The organism is Victivallis lenta (genome assembly GCF_009695545.1).
GTDB lineage: Bacteria > Verrucomicrobiota > Lentisphaeria > Victivallales > Victivallaceae > Victivallis > Victivallis lenta.
The window spans coordinates 1-18,981 of record NZ_VUNS01000025.1 but is presented as its reverse complement, the minus strand read 5'-3'; the positions used below and the strand labels follow the sequence as shown (position 1 = coordinate 18,981).

The window sequence follows — 18,981 nt, the reverse complement described above, 5'->3', positions numbered from 1 at the left end:
ATGAACGACTGCAGAATCATTCCGTTTGAAACGATCGCTTCGGCGGTCGCGGAACTCTGCGGCAAGGCCGCCTGCGACCTGCCGCCCGACGTCCTCGACCGGCTGAAAGTCATGGAGAAACAGGAGACGGGCGAACTCGCCGCCGATTTCTTCCGCCAGTATTTCGAAAATGCGCGAATCGCCGGGGCGGAACGCATGGCGCTCTGTCAGGACACCGGCTTCGCAGTCTACTTCATCGAGCTCGGCGACCGCGTCCGGCTCGACCGCGGCACGCTCAGCGAGGCGGTGGCGGCCGGAACCGCCCGCGGTTACGAGACGCATTTCCTGCGCAAATCGATCGTCGACGATCCGCTGTTCGACCGCAGGAATACGAAAAACAACACGCCGCCGGTGATCCACCTTGAGCTCGTGCCGGGCGACGGGCTCCGCATCGTCCTCGCGCCGAAGGGAGGCGGTTCCGAAAACATGTCCGCCATCCGGATGCTGAAACCCTCCGACGGCCGGAAGGGCGTGGTGGAGTTCGCGGTCGAGACCGTGCGGAACGCAGGCGGCAATCCGTGTCCGCCGACCGTGGTCGGCATGGGCATCGGCGGAACTTTCGAGAAAGCCGCGTATCTCGCCAAAAAAGCGCTGCTGCGCAAAACCGGCGAGCCGCACCCGGACCCGCGCTATGCCGAACTCGAAGCGGAGATTCTCGAGAAGATCAACGCGACCGGCGTCGGCCCGCAGGGGCTCGGCGGAGTCGTGACGAGCCTTGCGGTCCACATCGAATATTTTCCGTGCCATATCGCCAGCCTGCCGGTCGCGATCAACCTGAACTGCCATGCGGCGCGCCATGCGGAGGTGACTTTATGAACACGATCAGAATAACGACTCCGCTCACCGGAGAGGTAGCGAGAGGGCTGAAAGCCGGTGACCGGGTGCTGCTCTCCGGCGTGATCTGGACCGGCCGCGACCAGGCGCACAAGCGTCTCGTCGCTCTTCTCGACGAAGGGAAGCCGCTTCCGGTGGAGCTGAAGGACCAGGTCATCTACTTCGTCGGCCCCTGCCCCGCCCCGCCCGGACGCCCGATCGGCAGCGCCGGGCCGACCACCAGCTACCGGATGGACGCCTATTCGCCGCGGCTGCTGGAAGCGTGCGGACTTCGCGGCATGATCGGCAAAGGCGCGCGCACCTCCCCCGTGGTCGAAGCCATGCGGCGCTGCGGCGCTGTCTACTTCGCGGCGACCGGCGGCGCCGGCGCCCTGATCGCCCAATGCATCAAGCGGTGCGAGCTGATCGCCTTCCCGGATCTCGGTCCCGAGGCGATTTACCGCCTCGAAGTCGAGGACTTCCCGCTCGTCGTCGCTACCGACGCAAGCGGAGCGACCCTCTACAGCTGACCGCCGGAACCCGCGGCATTCTCCCCGCGGCCGGGCACTCCTCAGCGCATCGCGTCGCCGACCTGCCGCCGGAAGGATTCCCAGCGTTTTTCGTCGAGAATCCGGTGCGGGCAGTTCTTGCCGCTCCAGTCCTGATGCTTGCGCAGCGCCGACAGCGGCAGGTTGAATTTGCGCAGCAGACAGGCGGCGAGCTTCACGCCGTTGGCCTCCGCCCGGCGGTAGAGCTGTTCGTCCTTTCCTGTGCAGCGGCTGCGGCAGATTTCAATGCCGATGCTGGCGCGGTTGCCTTTCCCCTGCCCGTCTCCGGCATGCCAGCCGTTCACGTCGAGCGGCAGAATCTGGATCGCCTCGCTCTCGTCGACGGCGAAATGATACGAGACATAGCTGTTGTCCCGGCGGTTGTTCAGATAGGTCCGTTCATTGACCGCGGGCCCGACGTTCCAGGTGTTGTGAATCGTGATATATTCGACCTTCGGCATCGGGTTGCCGTATTTGTACTTCAGGTTGTAACTGTTCTTTTCCAGCAGGTCTTCGCGGATCTTGAGCCCCTTGTAAAAGGTGACCTGCCGCCATTCCAGCATCCGGCAGCCGCAAAGCGCGAACATCATGACGGCGCAGCAGACGCCGTACAGGGCAAAACGTCTCATTCCTCCATTTCCTTCCGGCGCGGGCCGGTCACGAAATACATTTTCATGCCGCCCTTGCCTTTCACGTTGAGTTCACCGCGCTCGAAAAGCGCATAATGTTCCCCGATTTCGGCGCGGGCCGCCTCGGAGATGTTGATTTTCATCGGTTCGGAATTCTGTTCCATGCGGCAGGCCGTGTTGATCGTATCCCCGAACACGTCGTAGATGTATTTTTTGATGCCGACGACGCCGCCGACCACCCGGCCGGAGTGGATGCCGATCCGCACCTGCCAGCGCAGTTCCCTGCCGGCGTTGCGTTCCTCCAGGAACCGGATCATGCCGAGCGCCGCATCGACGATGTTGCGGGCGTGCCGGCCGGTGCCGGAATTCATGCCGCTCACGGCGAGATAGGCGTCTCCGATGGTCTTGATCCGTTCGCAGCCGTTCCGCTCGACGATCAGGTCGAACCCGGTGAAGATCTCGTTCAGCTCATCGATCAGCACCTTCGGGTCGAGCTCGGCGGAGAGGTTCGTGAAGCCGACGATATCGGCAAACGCCACGGTCACATGCTCGAACATCTCGGGCGAGGTCTTTCCGGTGCGTTTCAGGTCCTCGGCGACGCGAACCGGCAGGATATTCAGCAGCAGCCGGTCGGATTTCTCCTTTTCGCGCTTGATGGCGCGGTACGCTTCGGAGAGTTCCTCATTCTGCTTTTCGATCTTCTCGAACGCCTCCTTGAGCTGCCGGGTCATGCTGTTGAACGCGGTGGAGAAATCCCCCATGAAATCGACCTTCTGCTCGAAATCCCCTCCGGCGATCCGCTGGGTTTTCCAGGTCAGATGGCGCAGATTGCCCTGAAGAGTCTTCAACTGCTGGAGCGCCTCAAGCTTCCCCTTTCCGATCGTGAAATCGAGGTTGCCGCGCGCAACGGAAGAGATTCCGGCCGAAAGTGTTCCATATTCCGCAATCAGGCTGTTCACATAACCGGCGAGCTGCCGGAGTTCGTCCTGCGGATGATCCGGCGGCAGCTCGACCGGAGCGGCCGGCCGCCCGTTGAGCAGCGAATAGACCGCTTCGCTCAGCCGGTCCAGATACGTTTCGTTCACTTCCAGCATGGGTGCGGCTCAGCGGTTCGATTTCGCTTCAAAGCGGCAGATCCGGTCTCCGAGGCACCAGCAGTCGACCTCCCGGACATTGAACGGCCGTCCGAAAAATTCACCGAGGATTCCGCTCAGGAACCCTTCGTCGTACGTGCAGATCGTCTCATCCGAAATCGGCAGCCCGGAGCAGTCGAGGTCTTCGGCCACGGTGATCGTGAACTCCCCGTTTTCCGGCTCGGTCCGCTCGAAGCGCAGAATCCCGATCCGGTATTCGCGCAGATCCTCCTGAAGACGCACGGTCAGTTCGTCGAAGTCGCGGCATCCCTTCAGGTTATGGCGGAAAAACTCTTCGCCCGCCTTCTTGCCCGCCTCGAAAAAAATACGGTCTGCTTCCGCCACGCCGTACTCCCGGATCAGCACGTCGCGCAGCGTGAACTGCATCAGCCGGTAGACGGCCACATTCATCGTCATGCCGAGATTCGGACGGCCCTCGCCGATGTCGCCGAGCATCGACCAGTCGAACATCAGCTCCCTGCGTTCTTCCTTGAACATGTAATCCTCCCCGGATTGTAAGCAGACTTGTTTCCGGCAGGCAACTCCCCGACGCCCGCACGGGGATAACAATAGCATAAAAGGGGAAAATTGTCAATCCCGGCCCGGCATTCCCGCCGGAAAATCGGAAAATCCGATTGCATTGCATGTAAAACCGTGATATATTCTCACTTAATAATGAAAGTTAACAGGAGTCCCTCTGCCATGTCAAATGAATTGAAGCTCGAACGGCCGCTGGTCGTATTCGATATCGAAAGCACCGGAATCATGCCTCAGCGCGACCGCATCGTCGAAATCGCCGTGCTGAAAGTGTTCCCGGACGGTCGCACCCAGAATACCGTGCGGCGGCTGAATCCGGAAATGCCGATTCCGCCCGGGGCGACCGCGGTTCACGGCATCACCGACGACGATGTGAAGGAGTGCCCGGTCTTTTCGCTCATCGCCGAAAAGCTCTTCAACTACATCAACGGCTGCGACCTCTGCGGCTACAACATCACCGGCTTCGACATTCCGATGCTCGAAGCGGAGTTCAAGCGCGCCGGCTTCGAATTCAAGGTGGATGACCGCAAGGTCGTCGACGTCTACAACATCTTCTGCAAACTCTACCCGCGCACGCTCTCGGCGGCCTATGAATTTTTCTGCGGCAAGGAGCTTGAAGGAGCCCACGGCGCGGCGGCCGATACTGCGGCGACCTTCGAGGTGCTGCTCGGCCAGTTCGCCAAACACCCGGAGCTGCCGCGCGATCCGGGCGGCCTCGCCGAATTCGGCGACCTGCTCGGCGCCGATGCGGTCGACCGGACCCGCCGGTTCAAATGGAGCGGCGACGAAGTCGTTGTCAATTTCGGCAAAAATGCAGGACGCACGCTGAAGGAGCTTGCGGCGAATGATCCGGGCTTTTTGCGCTGGATCGTGCGCAGTGATTTCTCCGAAGAGGTCAAGTCGATCGCAAACGACGCGCTTCTCGGCAAATTCCCGGTCAGGAAAACGACGCAGAATGAGTCGCAATCCGAGTCTTGAAAGCCTGATCTCCCTCCTGGACGATGAGGATGAGCACGTGGCGGTCAGCGCCATGGCCGAGCTTCTGGACCGTGAGCAGGAGCTCGGGGAAGTGCTCGCCGAACTGCAGGAAAGCGACGACGCGCTCGCACGGCGGCGCGCCCATCAGCTTCAGGCCGCCATCACGCTCCGGCGGCGGCGGCGGGAGTTCGCGGCAAAGCTCGACGCGCCGAAAGTCGATCTCATCGACGGACTGATCGACGTGCATCTGCAATGGTACGACAACGATTCGCGGCCGGGGCTGGTTCGGCTCTGGGAGGACTTCCGCACCGAAGCGCGGCGCTTTCCGCAGCGGACGCTCGAAAACCTCTCGTATTTCATGCGGAAATCCGGCTTCTCGGCCATGGCGGAAACCACGCTGCACCCGGAATATTACTGCATCGGCCCCGTGCTTGAAAACGGAGTCGGCGCCGGTTCGCTTCTGGCCGGGATCATCCTCGAAATCGCCGATCCGGCCTTCCGGATCAAGCTGGTCCGGGTCATGGGGGAATTCGCGCTCTACGACGGCGACGGGCGGCTTCTGCTGCCGGGCCGCAACTTTCAGGTCTGCGCGGCCCCCGGCATCGAGCATTGCGACTTCTGGGACCGGCGCATGCTGCTACGCTTCGCCTCGACCACCCTGTTCGCCGCGGCGGTCAACAGCGACAGCTTCCGCTATATCCTGACCATTGCGCAGGCGCTCTCCGGCACCGAAGGGGATGAATCGCTCGACTATATGCCCTACCCCTACTACCCGGCCGACGACGAGCCGGAAGAGCCGGAAAATTCCGAAGCGAATTGAGGCGCCGCCGAAAACGGCGCCCTTTCCCCGGCAAGTTCGCCCTCAGCGAGGCTCCTTCAGTATTTCAACCGATCCGACCGGAATCCTGTTCCGGGAGTCGCCGCCGTCATACGGCAGCGCGATTTCGGGATTTCCGTCCCGTCTGCCGACCGAGACCGACAGCGTATACCGCCCCGGCTTCACTGCCGGAGCGCGGGCATCGAGAGTGAGGCGGGAGACGTGCTTCGTCAGGGGCGTCCGGCCGGCGGGACCGACCGGCAGCCGGCGAAAATTCAAAGTTTCGTCGACAAGTACGCCGGCGATTCCGCCGCGTTCGTCCGTCAGCGTATAGGCCGGAAACAGATCCCGGTAAGGCGGAGCGACTCCGGCGTTTCCGGCCCGGATCGATATTTCGAACGGGACGCCGGGAACGATCCCGGCGGGAAACGTCAGCTCCGGAATCACAATCCGGTATCCGAGGCGGCGGTTGACGGCGCGGATCGTTTCGACATTTTCCCGCCATTCGATCTCCGGCCACCAGTGGATCGACAGATAACTGGCGTGGTACTCCTCCACGGAACGCAGCAGCGTTTCCCCGTTCCAGGAGCCGCTCTTCCGCGTGTTTCCGTAGTGCTCATGCTCGAGCACGACCGGCAGCTCCGGCCAGAATGCCCGGGCGAGTTCCGCATGGAAATACGCCTTTTCGCCGGGCTGGACCAGAATCGAGTCGTCGCGGAGGGAGATCCCGCGCTCCCGGCAATAACGCATCAGCGGAAAATCGTCTCCGGGCGTCTCCGGGCCGATGACATCGTCCGAAATCACCAGCTGCGTATCCGGGAAATACTCTTTGTGCAGGTCGATGTGAATCCGCGCAAGCCGTTCATTCTCTTCCGGCTTCAGGCGCTGTGTCATCAGCGTATGCCCTTCGCCCCAGAGCCCGAAGGTGCCGACATCGATGAAGGCGACGTCGGGATTGCCGTTGTACCGCTCTCCGGCCGCCCGCAGAAAGTTGCGCAGCTTCGCAAGGTAAACCGGGTCGTCAAACACGGGGTCCGCCGCGGCGCCGTCCGGAGCGGGGCCGCCGGGAAATGTGTAACGCACCATCTTCGCCCCGGCCTGCTCCACCCAGCGCGGCGTCGCATACTCCAGCCAGTTTTCGGAGGTCGTGAAGCGGAAAGCCACCTTCTTGCCGCGGGAAATCCAGCGCTGGGCGGGCGTATCGACAAGCGACCAGCGGAAATCCCCCTCCGACGGCTCGAGGAAGGCCCAGGGAAGCCGCAGATAGACGACGGAACACCCCTCGAACCACTCCAGCGTATCCGACGGCTCGAGCTTCGACCCGTAATGCTCCGTCAGATTCGAATAGAAATGCATGGTCCAGCCCATTCCCGGATTCAGCAGCGCCCTGCCGTGATCCCGCAGCGCCACCGTCACCGGCTCCGCGGCGGACGGCAGAAGCGGGCAGCAGATCAGGGCAAGCAGGGCGATCGCGCGGACTGTCTTCATATTTTTCCTTTCCGGCCGGCTGAAACCGGCCAATTGTCCGCACGTATTATGCCGCGCCAAGCCCGGGCTGTCAAGCGTGAAACGGGAAAAAGGCGAAAAAAGTCCGTACATCTCCGGATGTTCAATCTGAGCCCATCAGTCTCCATATTTCACTGCGACGGGTGTAATCGCTCCAAAAAGCCCGGCCGCCGGTGAGCGGCAGATTCCCCTGGTGGTCGTAGAAGCTGCTGACGCTGCCGTTGGCCTTGAGCCGGTTCAGCCAGATCCGCACACCATCCACATGGTTTTCGAGCCCGGGATCGTCTGCGACCAGGGCCGTGTAGTTCGATGCCTTGCCCGCAGCCTTGACGATTTTTTCGAGCTTCTGGTAAAACCAGTTGTCATTCTGCTTCCAGCCGGCCCAGTAATAGAGGCCTTCAAAACCGATGGTCCGGTAGGAGGGTTCCCACTTCGTCCACTTCCGATCGTTCGGACAGCGTGCGATCTTCTGGGCATCGCTGCCGACCACGGGACAATCGCCGTCCCACTGGGCGTAGCAGCCGACAATCTTGCCGAGTGCGCCGCCGCTCCAGTCCCACGAAAGAGGCTGTGTCACGAAGTAGCCGTCGTAGTCCGCGGCATACATGCCGACATAGACGCCGATCTGTTTGAGATTGTTCAGGCACTGCGTATTTTTGGCAGCCGAACGCGCCTTATTCAGAGCCGGAAGCAACATGGCGGCAAGAATGGCGATGATGGCAATAACGACCAGAAGTTCGATCAAAGTGAACGGTTTGCGCATAATACCGGGTATGTGAAATGAAACAGCATTGCCGCCCGGCAAAAAAAGCGCGGCAGGCGCCGCGCAGCGGATGTGAACGCAGCGGAGAGAAGGCCCTCTGCTGCAGCCCGCGAAGCGGGCGGTGAGTTGGCCGCCGCGGGCGGTAAGGACGCAACCAGCGGGAAATGAAAGCCCGGCACAGAGTAAGAAATGGGGGTGCGGGGGAAATGTATTTCCCCCCGCGAATCCCGCGACAATGCAGACAGACGAGTCCAGGAAACAAAAACGGAACAATTCAGCCGCCAGAGGCCGAATAAATTCATTCAACAAAAGGAGTTATATCATGACAGACCGTATACGGAAACTTCACATACCCGGTATTATGCGCAATCGCGGTTATATTGTGACATATTGTCCGATCAGGTTGAAGGCACTCTTGCTCATATCAATGTTTTGACGGTATTAAATCCCCTCTTATTTCCGCTGGTTCAGCAGTTGGAATTCCTTCGGCGAGCGAACCGCGCCTTCCAGTGAAAATCCGGCAAGCTCTCCCTGATAACCGTTGTTCAGTTCGAGCGCATTGCCGATCCGCGCCAGCGAGTTGATCGGGATCGTGCATGCTTCGGCGTCGCACTCGCCGATTTTCACGCCGTCAAGATAGAGCTGCATCCTTTTCCCTGTGTAGACGGCGGCCAGATGCGACCAGCGCTCCGGCGGAAGAAGCTTCTTCCCGGCCAGCATCGGAGCATTGCCGCGGCGAAGCTGCGGACGCAGCTCCGCATCGAGAGAGAGTTCGATGCCGCAGCGGTCGGAGAAGAGCGTCATCGGGGAGCCCTTCCTGCCGGGCCGCAGCAGGAATTCAAGCGTGAACGGTCCGTACGGCATCGTGCGGGACGCCAATGCGATATTGTCGTCCTTTCCGTCGAAGGCGAGCAGATTCCGTTCCGCGCCGTCCGGTCCCGGTGCTTTTTTCCACGCCGGCGACGCCTCCGGAACCACGTCGAAAGAGAAACCGCCCCGGCAGCCGAGCCGCGCCGGAACCGTCCAGCCGGAAGAGGAAACGAGCAGATTCCCCTCCCCTTCCGTGAAGTCGTAGCGGACGCGGAAGATGTCGCGTTCCGGAAATTCCATATTCCGCACTTCCGCCTTTTTGAGCCGCGAAATCCGGCGGCTCCAGATCGGCCAGTTCTCATCGAAGTCCGATCCGGTCACAACAACGGGCTGGAGGCTCTTCCCCTCGATGCCGGGCCGGACATCAACGGCCGGATTGCTGAAGCCGATCCGGTCCGAAACATCGGTCAGCCGGACCAGATAGACATCGGCCGGGGAACGTGCCGGCTCCGGCAGCGGAACGGCGATCTCGCAGACCGGTTTCTTCAGATGGCTGATCTCCCCCTCCGCCACCGGCCAGCCGTTGCGGAGAAGCTCGTATTTGCCGGCGAACGTCCAGCCGCTGATCCGGATATGCGCAACGCTCCGGCCGTCCGTCTTCCGCAGTTCGAGCGAAACTGCGGGAACGGTCAGGTCGTCCTGGCGGACGCGGACGGTACGCACGCTCTCAACCCGCCCCGGACGGCGGACGATCGGATAGAGCTCCTTGAACTCCGGCTTCTCTCCGGCGGCATAGACGGCGCCCTGAACCCGGATCACGCTCCAGTCCCTCTGCTCCGCATGATTCAGCCGGAGCGTCCTGACGCCCATTTCCTTCCGGGTCAGGGAGATTTCCGGGAACTCGTGCAGGAGCTTCCCCGCCGCATCGAGCAGCCGGACCCGGGCTTTGGCGTCCGGAGTCGTGTAGGAGAAATTCATGACCTCGATGGTCAGGTCGTCCCCGGCGACCGTCTCCTCGTGATAGCTGTAAATCACCCTCGGCGGACGGGCCGGCGGAACGGTTCCGCGCCATTTGTCCAGATACTCGCGGTTGATCAGCAGCAGCGCGTCTCGGTTGATCGCGGAGGGCTCGAACTGCGTATGCTCAATATAATCGTTCCAGGTCGTGATGCAGACCCAGTCGGCATCGTTCGCCAGCGCCGCCTCCCAGTTGTGCCGAAGCGTGCCGGTATTCAGAAACGGCCGGTAAAAGGCGGAGCTGAAACCGATGTAACCGACCGCGATGCCGCCGACCAGCATGCCGTCCGGACGCTTCTCCTTCAGCGCGGCGCGGCCGTTGGCGAGCCGCTCCTTCATCTGTTCCGGGAAAAATCCGTTGCAGCCGAAGTCGTAGAGCGATTCAAACCCGTCCAGCACCTCCCGGAGCCGGGCCGGATCGTTCCACATGGAAGTCTCGTGCATCGGCTGAGCGATATAGTAAGCGTCGAGTCCGCGCTTCGCCAGCTCCTGCCGCAGGGCGAGCCACTCCTCCGTCTTCTTGCCGGCGATGTTGTACACGAAAATCACCATTTTCCCGTCGATCCGGCAGGCGTTCGGGTGATCTTTGTAGGTTCGGATAAACCCGCCGAGATGCTTGAGCAGATAGTCGTCCGGGTAATTCAGCCTGTCGATGCAGAGCGCGATCTTGAACGTGGTTCCCTCCGCATCGCGGAAGAAACGCGACAGGGCCGACACATAGGCAGCCGGATCGACCACGTCGATGCAGAAACCGTCGAAACCGTAGGCGCGGGCCGCATCGATTTGTTTCCGGGCGCCGAAAAAGATGCCGGAATCCCACTGCAGATCCCTGCCGAGCAGTGTGCGGTCGTTGAACGGATGCAGCATCCACTCCGGCGAAAGCGCAGCCTTGTCGTAACCGTCGCTCTGGTTGAAGCCCCAGCCGACGTAGTGCGCCCAGCACATTTTTTCCTGCCGCGCGTCTCCGCCGGCATACGACGATGCCCCGGGCAGCAGCAGAAAAAGAAGCAGCAGACGAAACAGATTCATGAACGTTATCCTCCTATTTTACGATGGGGTTGTCATCAGATGGATTCCCGCAAAACCAGCCGCGGCTCAATCGTAAACCGGCGCGGTTCGGACGGTTCCGGCGAAAGCGCAGCTTCGAGCAGCCGCGCCGCATATTCCCCGAACAGTTCGTAATGGATTTCGATGCAGGAAAGCGGCGGATACAGATAGGGTGCAAGATCCGACTCGCCGCCGAAGGCCAGCACCGCGATATCGTCCGGAACCGCCAGCCCCTGCTCCCGCACCGCCCGGAGCGCCGCAACACCGCCCATCATCGAAGCGCAGAAAACGGCGGTGAATTCCGGTTTCTTCCGGCCGATCAGTTCCGACAACGCCCGGTAGCAGTTTTCCCTTCCGTCCTCAAACGCATGGATATGCGTATCGAGAAACCACTCTCCGCCGCATGGAATCCCGAACCGCTCCGCCGCGGCAGAGAATCCGCGGTAACGTTCCGCCATGGTGGTTTCGTCCGGCTGGTCCTTGACGAAGAGAATCCGGCGGTGTCCGCGTTCGAACAGGGTTTCGGCAGCCAGCTCCCCGACCCGGAAATCGTTGATGCAGACATTGTTGATTCCGGGATGACGCAAATGCTGCAGCAGCACCGCCACCGGGCGTTCCGGTTTCAGAAGCGCCCTGATCAGCTCCTCGCTGATGAATTCGGCGGTCGGAATCAGCACCATCGCGTCGGCTTCTCCCATGATCCGAGTGAAATCGACCTCATCGCTTTTGCGGAAGCAGTACTGATTGAATTTCCAGTTTCGCTTCTTTCCGGCCTCATAGACGCTCTGGACCATTCCGTCGAGGTCACTCGATGGAAAATCCGGCCGAACCATGCTGATCCGGGCCGAAACCCGTTCGAAGCGTTCCGCGATCCGGTAGCGCAATTTGCCCATCGGGCGAACGATAACTCCCTCGTCCGCCAGGACCTTCAACGCCCGCATCGCGGTCCCGTGCGAAATATTCAGCGTCTCCATCAATTCGCTCGCTACCGGCAGGACTTCCCCCGGCGACAGCGTGTTCACCAGCTCGCGGATCTGCGAAGCTGCCTGAAAATGTTTGGTCTCTGTCAATAATTTCGGCATTATTCCACCTTTATCTAGTCGGACTAAATGTAGTTTGCGCAATTCCCGCCGCATAATCGAACGGGAAATGAAATCTAGTCAGACTAAATATATTATACCAAACCGAAAAGAAAATGTCAAGAGGGAAGCTGAATTTTTCTCAAAAAACAATCGGCCGGATAATCAGGAAAAGCCGATTTGCCAGAATCCGTCAAGCGCCAATCACGACCCGCAGGACCCAGTCTCCGGGCAATCTCGATCGAAGTGCCTTGCACATTTCAGCCTCCCCTTGAAATGTGCCGGTAAATTCCGATACAGCCTGAAACCGAAAGAAATCCAAACGGGGAATGAAAAATTTTCGAACGGTACTCAGTGGCACCTCAAAGGGCGTTTTCGGGCATAAAAATGGTACCCGGGAGAGGACCGGGTACACCATTCGGCCTTTTGAGAGCTCAAATCAACGTCAAAAATCTCGTTCACCCTGCCGTTTGTGTACCAAATGTGTACCACGTGGTACCACAAACTCGTTATAATCTATCCCTGCTTAAGTCCAATTCAACCCTGAGCATTCAACTTTTTCCCTCTTTTCTTTAGCTAATCGAACGTCTCCATTCATTCAATAAAAGGAAAAATGATGTGTACCCAATGACAATTACGGAAAAATAGACTTTTATACACCAGCTGAATTGTTCATGTTATTTCAACTTGGTATATTATCGTTTCTCTGTATATTCAAGTTTTGATTTTGGCAATGATCGTATCATTTTCAGTTAATCGAATATGTCCACTCTGTCGATTAAGAAGTGAATGGGTATTTGATGTCAACATGAAGAAACAGATTGGCCTGTTATTGCATAGGATGGAACACTTTGCAGTAGAGTGAAGTAATTCAGGAAGAGTTCCGTGCCATGCAGAGTGTTCAAAAAGAATAATTGTGGGTAAAGAGCCTTTCAAATCACTTGAGGGGCTCTTGTAATGCTGACGAATTGAAAAACTTTACAGATTACAGGAATTGGTATCTGTGCAATCTTCGGTATTGGATTCCCCGCTTAAAGGTCAGAAAAAATTCCCCCATGTTTCACATTCTGCTGAAATCATGAATACATGGGGGAACGGAGATTACTTCAGCTCGGCAAGATTGGTTCCGATGACTCCTTCGGCGTCAAGGACCAATCCTTCAGCCCATTGGGGAACCGTTCTCCATATTTGAATCATTTTTTCCATAGCTTGCTCGGCCTGAACTTCAGGAACACAGGCAATCACCTCGTCGTGAATGTGAAGGACAATCGGAATACCAGCTTTCTCGCATTCCAGAATCACCCTGACCAGCAGATCACGGGCTATAGCCTGAACGACATTTTCAGTCAGCTTCCCACCGTACAAAGAGGTGCTGTTACGGTATTGTATCGATTGTTGTTCGATGATTCTTGATTCACATTCTCCGGAAGTGTTGTAAAAGGTGATTTCTTGGAATTCAGAGGGACGTATTTCGCAGTCACGATAGATCAGCTCACGTCTGGAAGCGAGTTGCAACCATGTTGCTTCGCTATTGGAAGAGATCTCAAGCATTCCGATCCGAACATGCTGTTGTTTGCAGATGCTTTCCCTGAATGCTTTTTCCAGCCGATTCCAAAATGTGGAGATGTTGTTGTATTTTGCTCGATAAGAGTGGACGATCTTATAGGCAAGGGCGGCAAGCTCGCGCTCTGAACGGCACAATTCGCTGCTGGCGATGAAACTTTTCAATTGTTCCGCGAAACGCTCCACTCCCATATTGTATCCCAAACCGAGGATGGCTGTTTTACCGATCTTGCGCAATAAGCCCTTTCGCTGTTCAGCAGGAGTGCTGTCACGGGGATGTCCGGCAGGTTCATGGAAAACATCGGTGGCAAATTCGGAATAAATATCTTTCCCTGCGGCAAAGGCGGTGTTCAGTGTTTCTTCGCCAGTCAGCCACGCAAGCACACGCGCTTCGATCTGTGCCGCATCCACGGCGACAAAAACGTATCCTGCCGGTGCATGAATGGCTTGCCTGATCTTCCGTGCCGTATCATTGAGGATTTGAACCGGCGAGCGTCCGGGAACAGGAAGATTCTGCAAGTTAAGACCGTTGCCTCCTGCAAAACGTCCGGTTTGCGCATGATGATACTTGAGAAACACCGGCAATGTACCGCCCGTCAGATTTGCCGTACCGATGAGGTAATTGATACGTGACTGCAATTGTGCTTTTGATTTCACCAGCAACCTTGCTTTGACAAGTTCACGGACAAGCGGGTCGGGATCGGAGAGCATGTTCTGCATTTCAGGGTCATTCTTTGAAATAGCCGGGATCATTCCGTTTTTACCCGGTTTCATCGCAAGAGCACGATTGGTTTCAGCCAATGCACCGGAAAGCAGTTGAGCAAACTGACGATCACTCGAAACTTCTTCGGGATGTATTTCCCCCAATTCATTGATCAGTTGGGTACAAAGTTCATGGCGGGCCAGTTGGAGCAGTTCTTTGTTGATCTTTACTGCATCACGCAGGAAACATTGTACGGTATGATTGATGATCTCCAACTCCTCCGGTAATATCTTTGGAACAATATGGCCATAGAGTTCACGAGTGATGACGACATCGTTGATCGCATAGGTACGGAGTTCCGCAAACTCTGCTGCTGTGAGCTCACGTTTACCTTTGGAGAACTCAAGGTCGAGCTTTGCGGGCAAATGACAGCGTTCCGCAAGCTCTTTTAAGCTTACTTTCACATCGACACCGTAAAGATACTTTGCCATCAGCATGGTATCGTAAATACATGGGGGAATGATGTTGAACTTGTATTTAAGGATAGCGGCATCAAACATGGCATTGTGCATGATGATACAGACATTTTCCAGATTGTTGCCGTAAACACTTTGCAACTCATGAAGCAACACATCGGCATCACGGCGGAACTCTCTTTTACCGTCAGGATAGTACACTGCCAGTCCATGAATCTTAAACTGGGGTGAAAGAATGTACTCCTGATAAGAGGTGGAGTTATTGAGATTGTAACTGTCGGAATAATAGGTCTCGAAATCAAGGGGCAGTAATGGAAGCATAATAAATAGAGCCTTTAGTATAAAAAATTTTAAATTTTATAATTCCCTATTAAGATAGAATAACCTAATATTATGTATTTTGCAGATTAGGTTATTCTACACTTAATAGCAGTTTGAAATTTTTATTTTTTTCTTTATTCTCCGTCTCGCTCTGAAACCAGACGGATACCACGCCAGCCGATTGCCTTGCGTGGCGGCACAGAAATGTATTCCTCCCGTAATTCCGGGAAACAGCGTGCAAGCTCTTCGGCAAATTTCATGGCAGATACCGGTCGCCGTCCTTCATCCTGACAGACAGCCTTGAATGCCCGGTAGAGGTCACACTTGAAAACATAATCCTCCTTTGCACGCTCCACATGGCTCTTGATGAAGGCACGTTCCGTAATGCAACTGTCGAAATGCTCCATCTTGATCTTTTTGCAAACCTCCGGTTCGGGAAATGTTCTATGATTACTCAATTCTGCAAGCCCCTGTAAAGCAAAATTGAATATGCCGGAGGGTTCTTCCCGGATCAGTTCGTCACGCAGATGCGGATTTTCTGTTTTTGTTCCTCGGAACCGCTGCATAAAGGGAATGATGCGCAACCGATCCTGTAATGCCTGTGTGCGATCGGTAAAATGAGGCAGTGAATTGGTGGCAAATATGCTTCTTGCTGTCACTTTTGCCGTATACGGTGTTTTGAACTTTTCCTCTACCGGAATCGAACCGCCGTCAGCGGCATCTTTCATCATGCCTTCAATATTGTGCGGTGCGGTAGTACCGTCATCGGTCGGCATGTCGCCAATGATGTTCAACAGTGACTTTGTAAGATCGATGCACCGGAAACGGTCAGTAAATCTTGCCAGCGGTACACAACAGCAGTTCTCAACACCGACCAGATTGCGCAATACTTCAATGAATACACTCTTGCCGCAACCGCCTTCGCCATAGAGAAAGAAGATCACATTGCGCGACGTGTCGGGAATCAATGACAGCCCCATCAGACATTGCAGCATGTGGCGGATTTCCGGATCAGGCAGTGCCTCTTCCAGATATTTTTTGAATTTGGGGCAATCGGCATCGGCTTTGTATTCCACAGGCAGAATAAGCTGGTCAAAAATTTCCGGAGTATTGGCTTTAAACGAAGATGCCGGAGATTTCCCGTCTCTGATCTCCTGAATGATCTGATCTGCGAACCAGTAGCCGTTTTGCAGATGGATGATCTGCGGCAGAGACGCTCCCGTATCACGATCACAGGGGATTTCTGCTCTGCTGCTGATGTAGAAAAGTTCTGTCGAGGTGAAATTCAGTTTGACCGATTTCAGCATGTTGGGGGTTGCATTTTCCGGAGCTTTTTTACGCAGGAGACTCATGATCTTTGCATCCATATCCTCATCGGCACATCGGGTGTAAAGACCACGCTTGTATTCGTAGAAGCTCCCCCTGTAATAAGCGAGAAGTTTTCTACCCTTATCATCGAGCCACTCTCTGGCGATCTCGTCCGCAATGTCTTTGGTGACCACCAGACGACCGCCAAGTGCTCCGTTGGCTTTGCTGGTGATACTGCGTTTATCCGGTTCTGCTATCTTGCTTTGCGAGGCAATGGATTCAAACAAGTTGGCAGGGTTCAACTGCATGATATAGTCATCAAGCCCGGTCTTTTTATTCTTCGGCAGTGCCGGAAGGATGATCTCTTTTAACGTGCATCCGTGCGGTTGGAGTGCGGTTGCAAGCTGACGGGTTGACGATTGAAACATGCGGTTGTTACGCGCATCGCTGTCCCAGATGACGTAAACAGGACGCTCTTTATTAAGATATTCCACCAATTCAGGCAGAAGTTCTTTCGTACCGGAAAGCGACCAGCCGAAGTTGCCCGTAAGTCCAATGGTCGGCATGCCGTGATTAGTTGCACACCATGCTTTCTTTTCTCCTTCGGTCAGGATCAGCGGTGCTTTGGGATCATGTGCCAACTGTTTGTGAACTGTTGCAAGAATAAAAGCGTGCTGTCCCGCATTTTTGCGGCTCAGGTACTTTGCGGGCTTCTCGCCGGAGGTTTGTGCCGGATATCGCATTCGGATTCGGAAATACGGCATTCCATCCGCTCCGATGAGTTCTTCTCCATTCTTGGGATTATAGAAAGGCAACAGCCATCCGACTGCTTTGCCATCCAAACAGCTCGGTTCATAATCAAGATACTCATGGAACTCTGCTTCCGAAGTAATCAATTTGCCGCCAAAGGAACAAAATTCATTCCAGTCGATTCCGGAATTCTGTAAGTCTCTTCGGGCCCACTCTTCTGTTTCATCGACAGTTGGTGCAGTCGGTGTGAAATGGTCCATTCCGGTTTGAACGGTACTGATTTTGATTTCGTTGCAAGTTAATGAATTAGGGTGTATATTACTGATAGATGAAACATACTCAAAATCATCGATCATATAGCCGGGGAATACCGCCCCGGTTACTTTTTTATCTGTTTTCACATTTTCCATTTTCTTACTCTCCGAGATAGTTTTGTTTGATAAATTCATTTACATCTGAAAGCCGGAATCTCTTTTGACCGCCGACTTGATAAGTAGGCAGGCCGTTTTTCCGCAGTTTCATCAATGTTGAAATGCTGATGCCGAGGTAGTCGCATACTTCCTGCCGGGTAATGTACGGTTCTCCATACAGTTCTCTCTTTGCCCAGTCGGGGCAAACCATTCTTGAGTTTCTTTGGGGCATAATGCCTCCTTAAATAAAATATTAACCGGTATCCCCGCGCACGATTCCTCGGAACCATGCTGTTAACGGTTCGTGTATCCGGATTAAATCAGGATAAAGCTGTTGTTGCAAAGAACGTGAACGCCAATATCTGTGTACGGTGCCACGCAAGAACAATGTCTTGTTTTGATAGGAAGAATACTTCTGTTTCTTCGATAAAACTTAATATAAGCAGCGATGCGTGAAATGTCAAGGGGATGCAAAAACGGGATGTTCCGGTACTAAAGGCGAACCGTTGTGGCTAATGAGAGATGAGCATGATTTGCATTTCGCCAAGAGTATGCTATCTGGAATAATGGCGTTTCAATCAGTCGGCAAGTGAAGTAGAAATTTCCCAACGCGTTGGAATTTTCATCATTTTGTTATTTGATCTGAATAGGACCAAATATTTCCTGTTGTTTCCGGACAAAAAACATCCCGCTTCTCCGGGTTGGAGAAAAACGGGATGCTTCGGATAACTTCCTGTTGTCAATGCGGGCTTGGTCGGACCATCTGATCTTCTTGGAGGCAGGATTGCAGTTTAGGCAGCCGGATTGTCTGCCGGAGCTGTTCTTCTGATGTCGGGCAACAACGGTTTGATCCTGTTATCCGCTTTGGCGGCATCGGCGATCTGCTTGGCAGTATCCTTGTCTGCTGCATTTTCCACTTCTTTTATTTTCTGATCAATCAACTCGCAAATTTCCGGATCGTTGCACTTGTTCCGCGCATCTTTGAGCGGAACAATCAATTTTGAAGTGGATCGGCGCAGGGTTTCTCTGGCTTCTTCATCGGCTTCACGCAATGCCTGCACTTCAGAAATGAGATCATGAATGCACTCCTTGAGAAATGCCGGTTTCAAAGCGTCGTCAATTGTGTTCATATCAACCAACGTGTTGACAACAGTGGAAGCCCAACAGGAGAGTTCGATCATACGCAGATTTTCATCCTCTGGAATTTCTTCCAGCAGGACGAGCGTACATTTGGAGCCGAAGCGATCACTCCCTGCCAACACGCATGAGACAGGATCAGACGCAGTAAAATCGAATTTTCTCTCCACCTTCACCGTTTCAATGATTTCAGATTGCTTGCCGATTCCCAGCAAAACGGGTGTTTTGCACGAACGTACCAGAATTGTTTTAACAGTTTTCATAGTTAATACCTTTAATTTTTATTTTTGAAGATCAATTCTACTCCCGATCTTCTTTGGGCGGATCGATTGAAGCCCGATCGTGCTTTTAATTGTTCTACCACCTCCTTCCGATTAAATTCTCTTTTGTTCTTCACTTATTAATCAGCGGTGAAAAAAATTTTCTGACATAAAAAACAGCTGATATGGAAAAAAATTGATAAAAAAGCGCACACCTGTCCTAACAATTTTCAAAATGGCGTAATTTTCTGATTACGCCCCCTCATTTTCATCTATTTCACACCAATTCTCAAAAGTAGCCCCCCTTTGTTGTAAATCAGCTGTCCTAAAAAGCGAA

General features: G+C 55.1%; 15 protein-coding genes. 4 read left to right on the top strand and 11 right to left on the bottom strand.

Features of this window, described 5'->3' with window-relative positions; translation table 11 throughout:
* Entirely contained in the window at window positions 1-855 is an 855-nt protein-coding gene (locus FYJ85_RS17825; RefSeq protein ID WP_106055649.1) for a fumarate hydratase, read from the top strand.
* A complete protein-coding gene (locus FYJ85_RS17820; RefSeq protein WP_106051499.1) occupies window positions 852-1,382 on the top strand; it encodes a Fe-S-containing hydro-lyase in 531 nt (176 codons plus the stop codon). Before FYJ85_RS17825 ends, FYJ85_RS17820 begins: the two co-directional genes overlap by 4 nt.
* A gap of 41 nt (window positions 1,383-1,423) precedes the next feature.
* Here the strand turns inward: FYJ85_RS17820 and FYJ85_RS17815 are convergent, their stop codons facing one another.
* Genes FYJ85_RS17815 through FYJ85_RS17805 form a run of 3 tightly spaced genes read right to left on the bottom strand, consistent with a single transcriptional unit; the run spans window position 1,424 to window position 3,660 of the window.
* Window positions 1,424-2,029, bottom strand: coding sequence for a peptidoglycan recognition protein family protein (locus FYJ85_RS17815; RefSeq protein WP_106051502.1), 606 nt, complete (start codon window positions 2,027-2,029; stop codon window positions 1,424-1,426).
* Complete coding sequence (locus FYJ85_RS17810) at window positions 2,026-3,123, bottom strand: adenylate/guanylate cyclase domain-containing protein (protein ID WP_106051504.1); 1,098 nt, start codon at window positions 3,121-3,123, stop codon at window positions 2,026-2,028. The genes FYJ85_RS17815 and FYJ85_RS17810 overlap by 4 nt, the downstream gene beginning before the upstream one ends.
* Window positions 3,124-3,132: 9 nt before the next feature.
* Window positions 3,133-3,660 carry a V4R domain-containing protein gene (locus FYJ85_RS17805; protein WP_106051506.1) on the bottom strand — a complete coding sequence of 176 codons (528 nt, stop codon included), beginning with the start codon at window positions 3,658-3,660 and terminating at the stop codon, window positions 3,133-3,135.
* A 204-nt stretch (window positions 3,661-3,864) separates the two neighbouring features.
* Here FYJ85_RS17805 and FYJ85_RS17800 point away from each other — a divergent pair, with 204 nt between their 5' ends.
* Both FYJ85_RS17800 and FYJ85_RS17795 read left to right on the top strand, forming a co-directional pair.
* Complete coding sequence (locus tag FYJ85_RS17800) at window positions 3,865-4,677, top strand: 3'-5' exonuclease (RefSeq protein WP_154419916.1); 813 nt, start codon at window positions 3,865-3,867, stop codon at window positions 4,675-4,677.
* On the top strand, window positions 4,655-5,497 hold the full coding sequence (locus tag FYJ85_RS17795) for a hypothetical protein (RefSeq protein WP_106051510.1): 843 nt from the start codon (window positions 4,655-4,657) through the stop codon (window positions 5,495-5,497). The genes FYJ85_RS17800 and FYJ85_RS17795 overlap by 23 nt, the downstream gene beginning before the upstream one ends.
* A gap of 42 nt (window positions 5,498-5,539) precedes the next feature.
* Here the strand turns inward: FYJ85_RS17795 and FYJ85_RS17790 are convergent, their stop codons facing one another.
* From FYJ85_RS17790 to FYJ85_RS17755, 8 genes are all read right to left on the bottom strand, one after another.
* Window positions 5,540-6,982: a DUF4832 domain-containing protein gene (locus tag FYJ85_RS17790; RefSeq protein ID WP_177995301.1), complete on the bottom strand. Its 1,443-nt coding sequence runs from the start codon at window positions 6,980-6,982 to the stop codon at window positions 5,540-5,542.
* Window positions 6,983-7,103: 121 nt separating this feature from the next.
* Window positions 7,104-7,763 (bottom strand): prepilin-type N-terminal cleavage/methylation domain-containing protein, encoded by a 660-nt coding sequence (locus FYJ85_RS17785; protein ID WP_154419912.1) that lies wholly within the window; start codon window positions 7,761-7,763, stop codon window positions 7,104-7,106.
* A 453-nt stretch (window positions 7,764-8,216) separates the two neighbouring features.
* Window positions 8,217-10,619, bottom strand: coding sequence for an endo-1,3-alpha-glucanase family glycosylhydrolase (locus FYJ85_RS17780; protein ID WP_154419910.1), 2,403 nt, complete (start codon window positions 10,617-10,619; stop codon window positions 8,217-8,219).
* A 35-nt stretch (window positions 10,620-10,654) separates the two neighbouring features.
* Window positions 10,655-11,719, bottom strand: a complete 1,065-nt coding sequence (locus FYJ85_RS17775; RefSeq protein WP_177996442.1) for a substrate-binding domain-containing protein — start codon at window positions 11,717-11,719, stop codon at window positions 10,655-10,657.
* Between the two features lie 1,098 nt (window positions 11,720-12,817).
* Window positions 12,818-14,779, bottom strand: a complete 1,962-nt coding sequence (locus FYJ85_RS17770) for a DNA polymerase (protein WP_154419906.1) — start codon at window positions 14,777-14,779, stop codon at window positions 12,818-12,820.
* A 134-nt stretch (window positions 14,780-14,913) separates the two neighbouring features.
* Window positions 14,914-17,247: a phage/plasmid primase, P4 family gene (locus FYJ85_RS17765; RefSeq protein ID WP_206213284.1), complete on the bottom strand. Its 2,334-nt coding sequence runs from the start codon at window positions 17,245-17,247 to the stop codon at window positions 14,914-14,916.
* 4 nt (window positions 17,248-17,251) lie between these two features.
* Entirely contained in the window at window positions 17,252-17,479 is a 228-nt protein-coding gene (locus FYJ85_RS17760; protein WP_154419902.1) for a helix-turn-helix domain-containing protein, read from the bottom strand.
* A 559-nt stretch (window positions 17,480-18,038) separates the two neighbouring features.
* On the bottom strand, window positions 18,039-18,647 hold the full coding sequence (locus tag FYJ85_RS17755) for a hypothetical protein (protein WP_154419900.1): 609 nt from the start codon (window positions 18,645-18,647) through the stop codon (window positions 18,039-18,041).
* Window positions 18,648-18,981 lie beyond the last annotated feature (334 nt).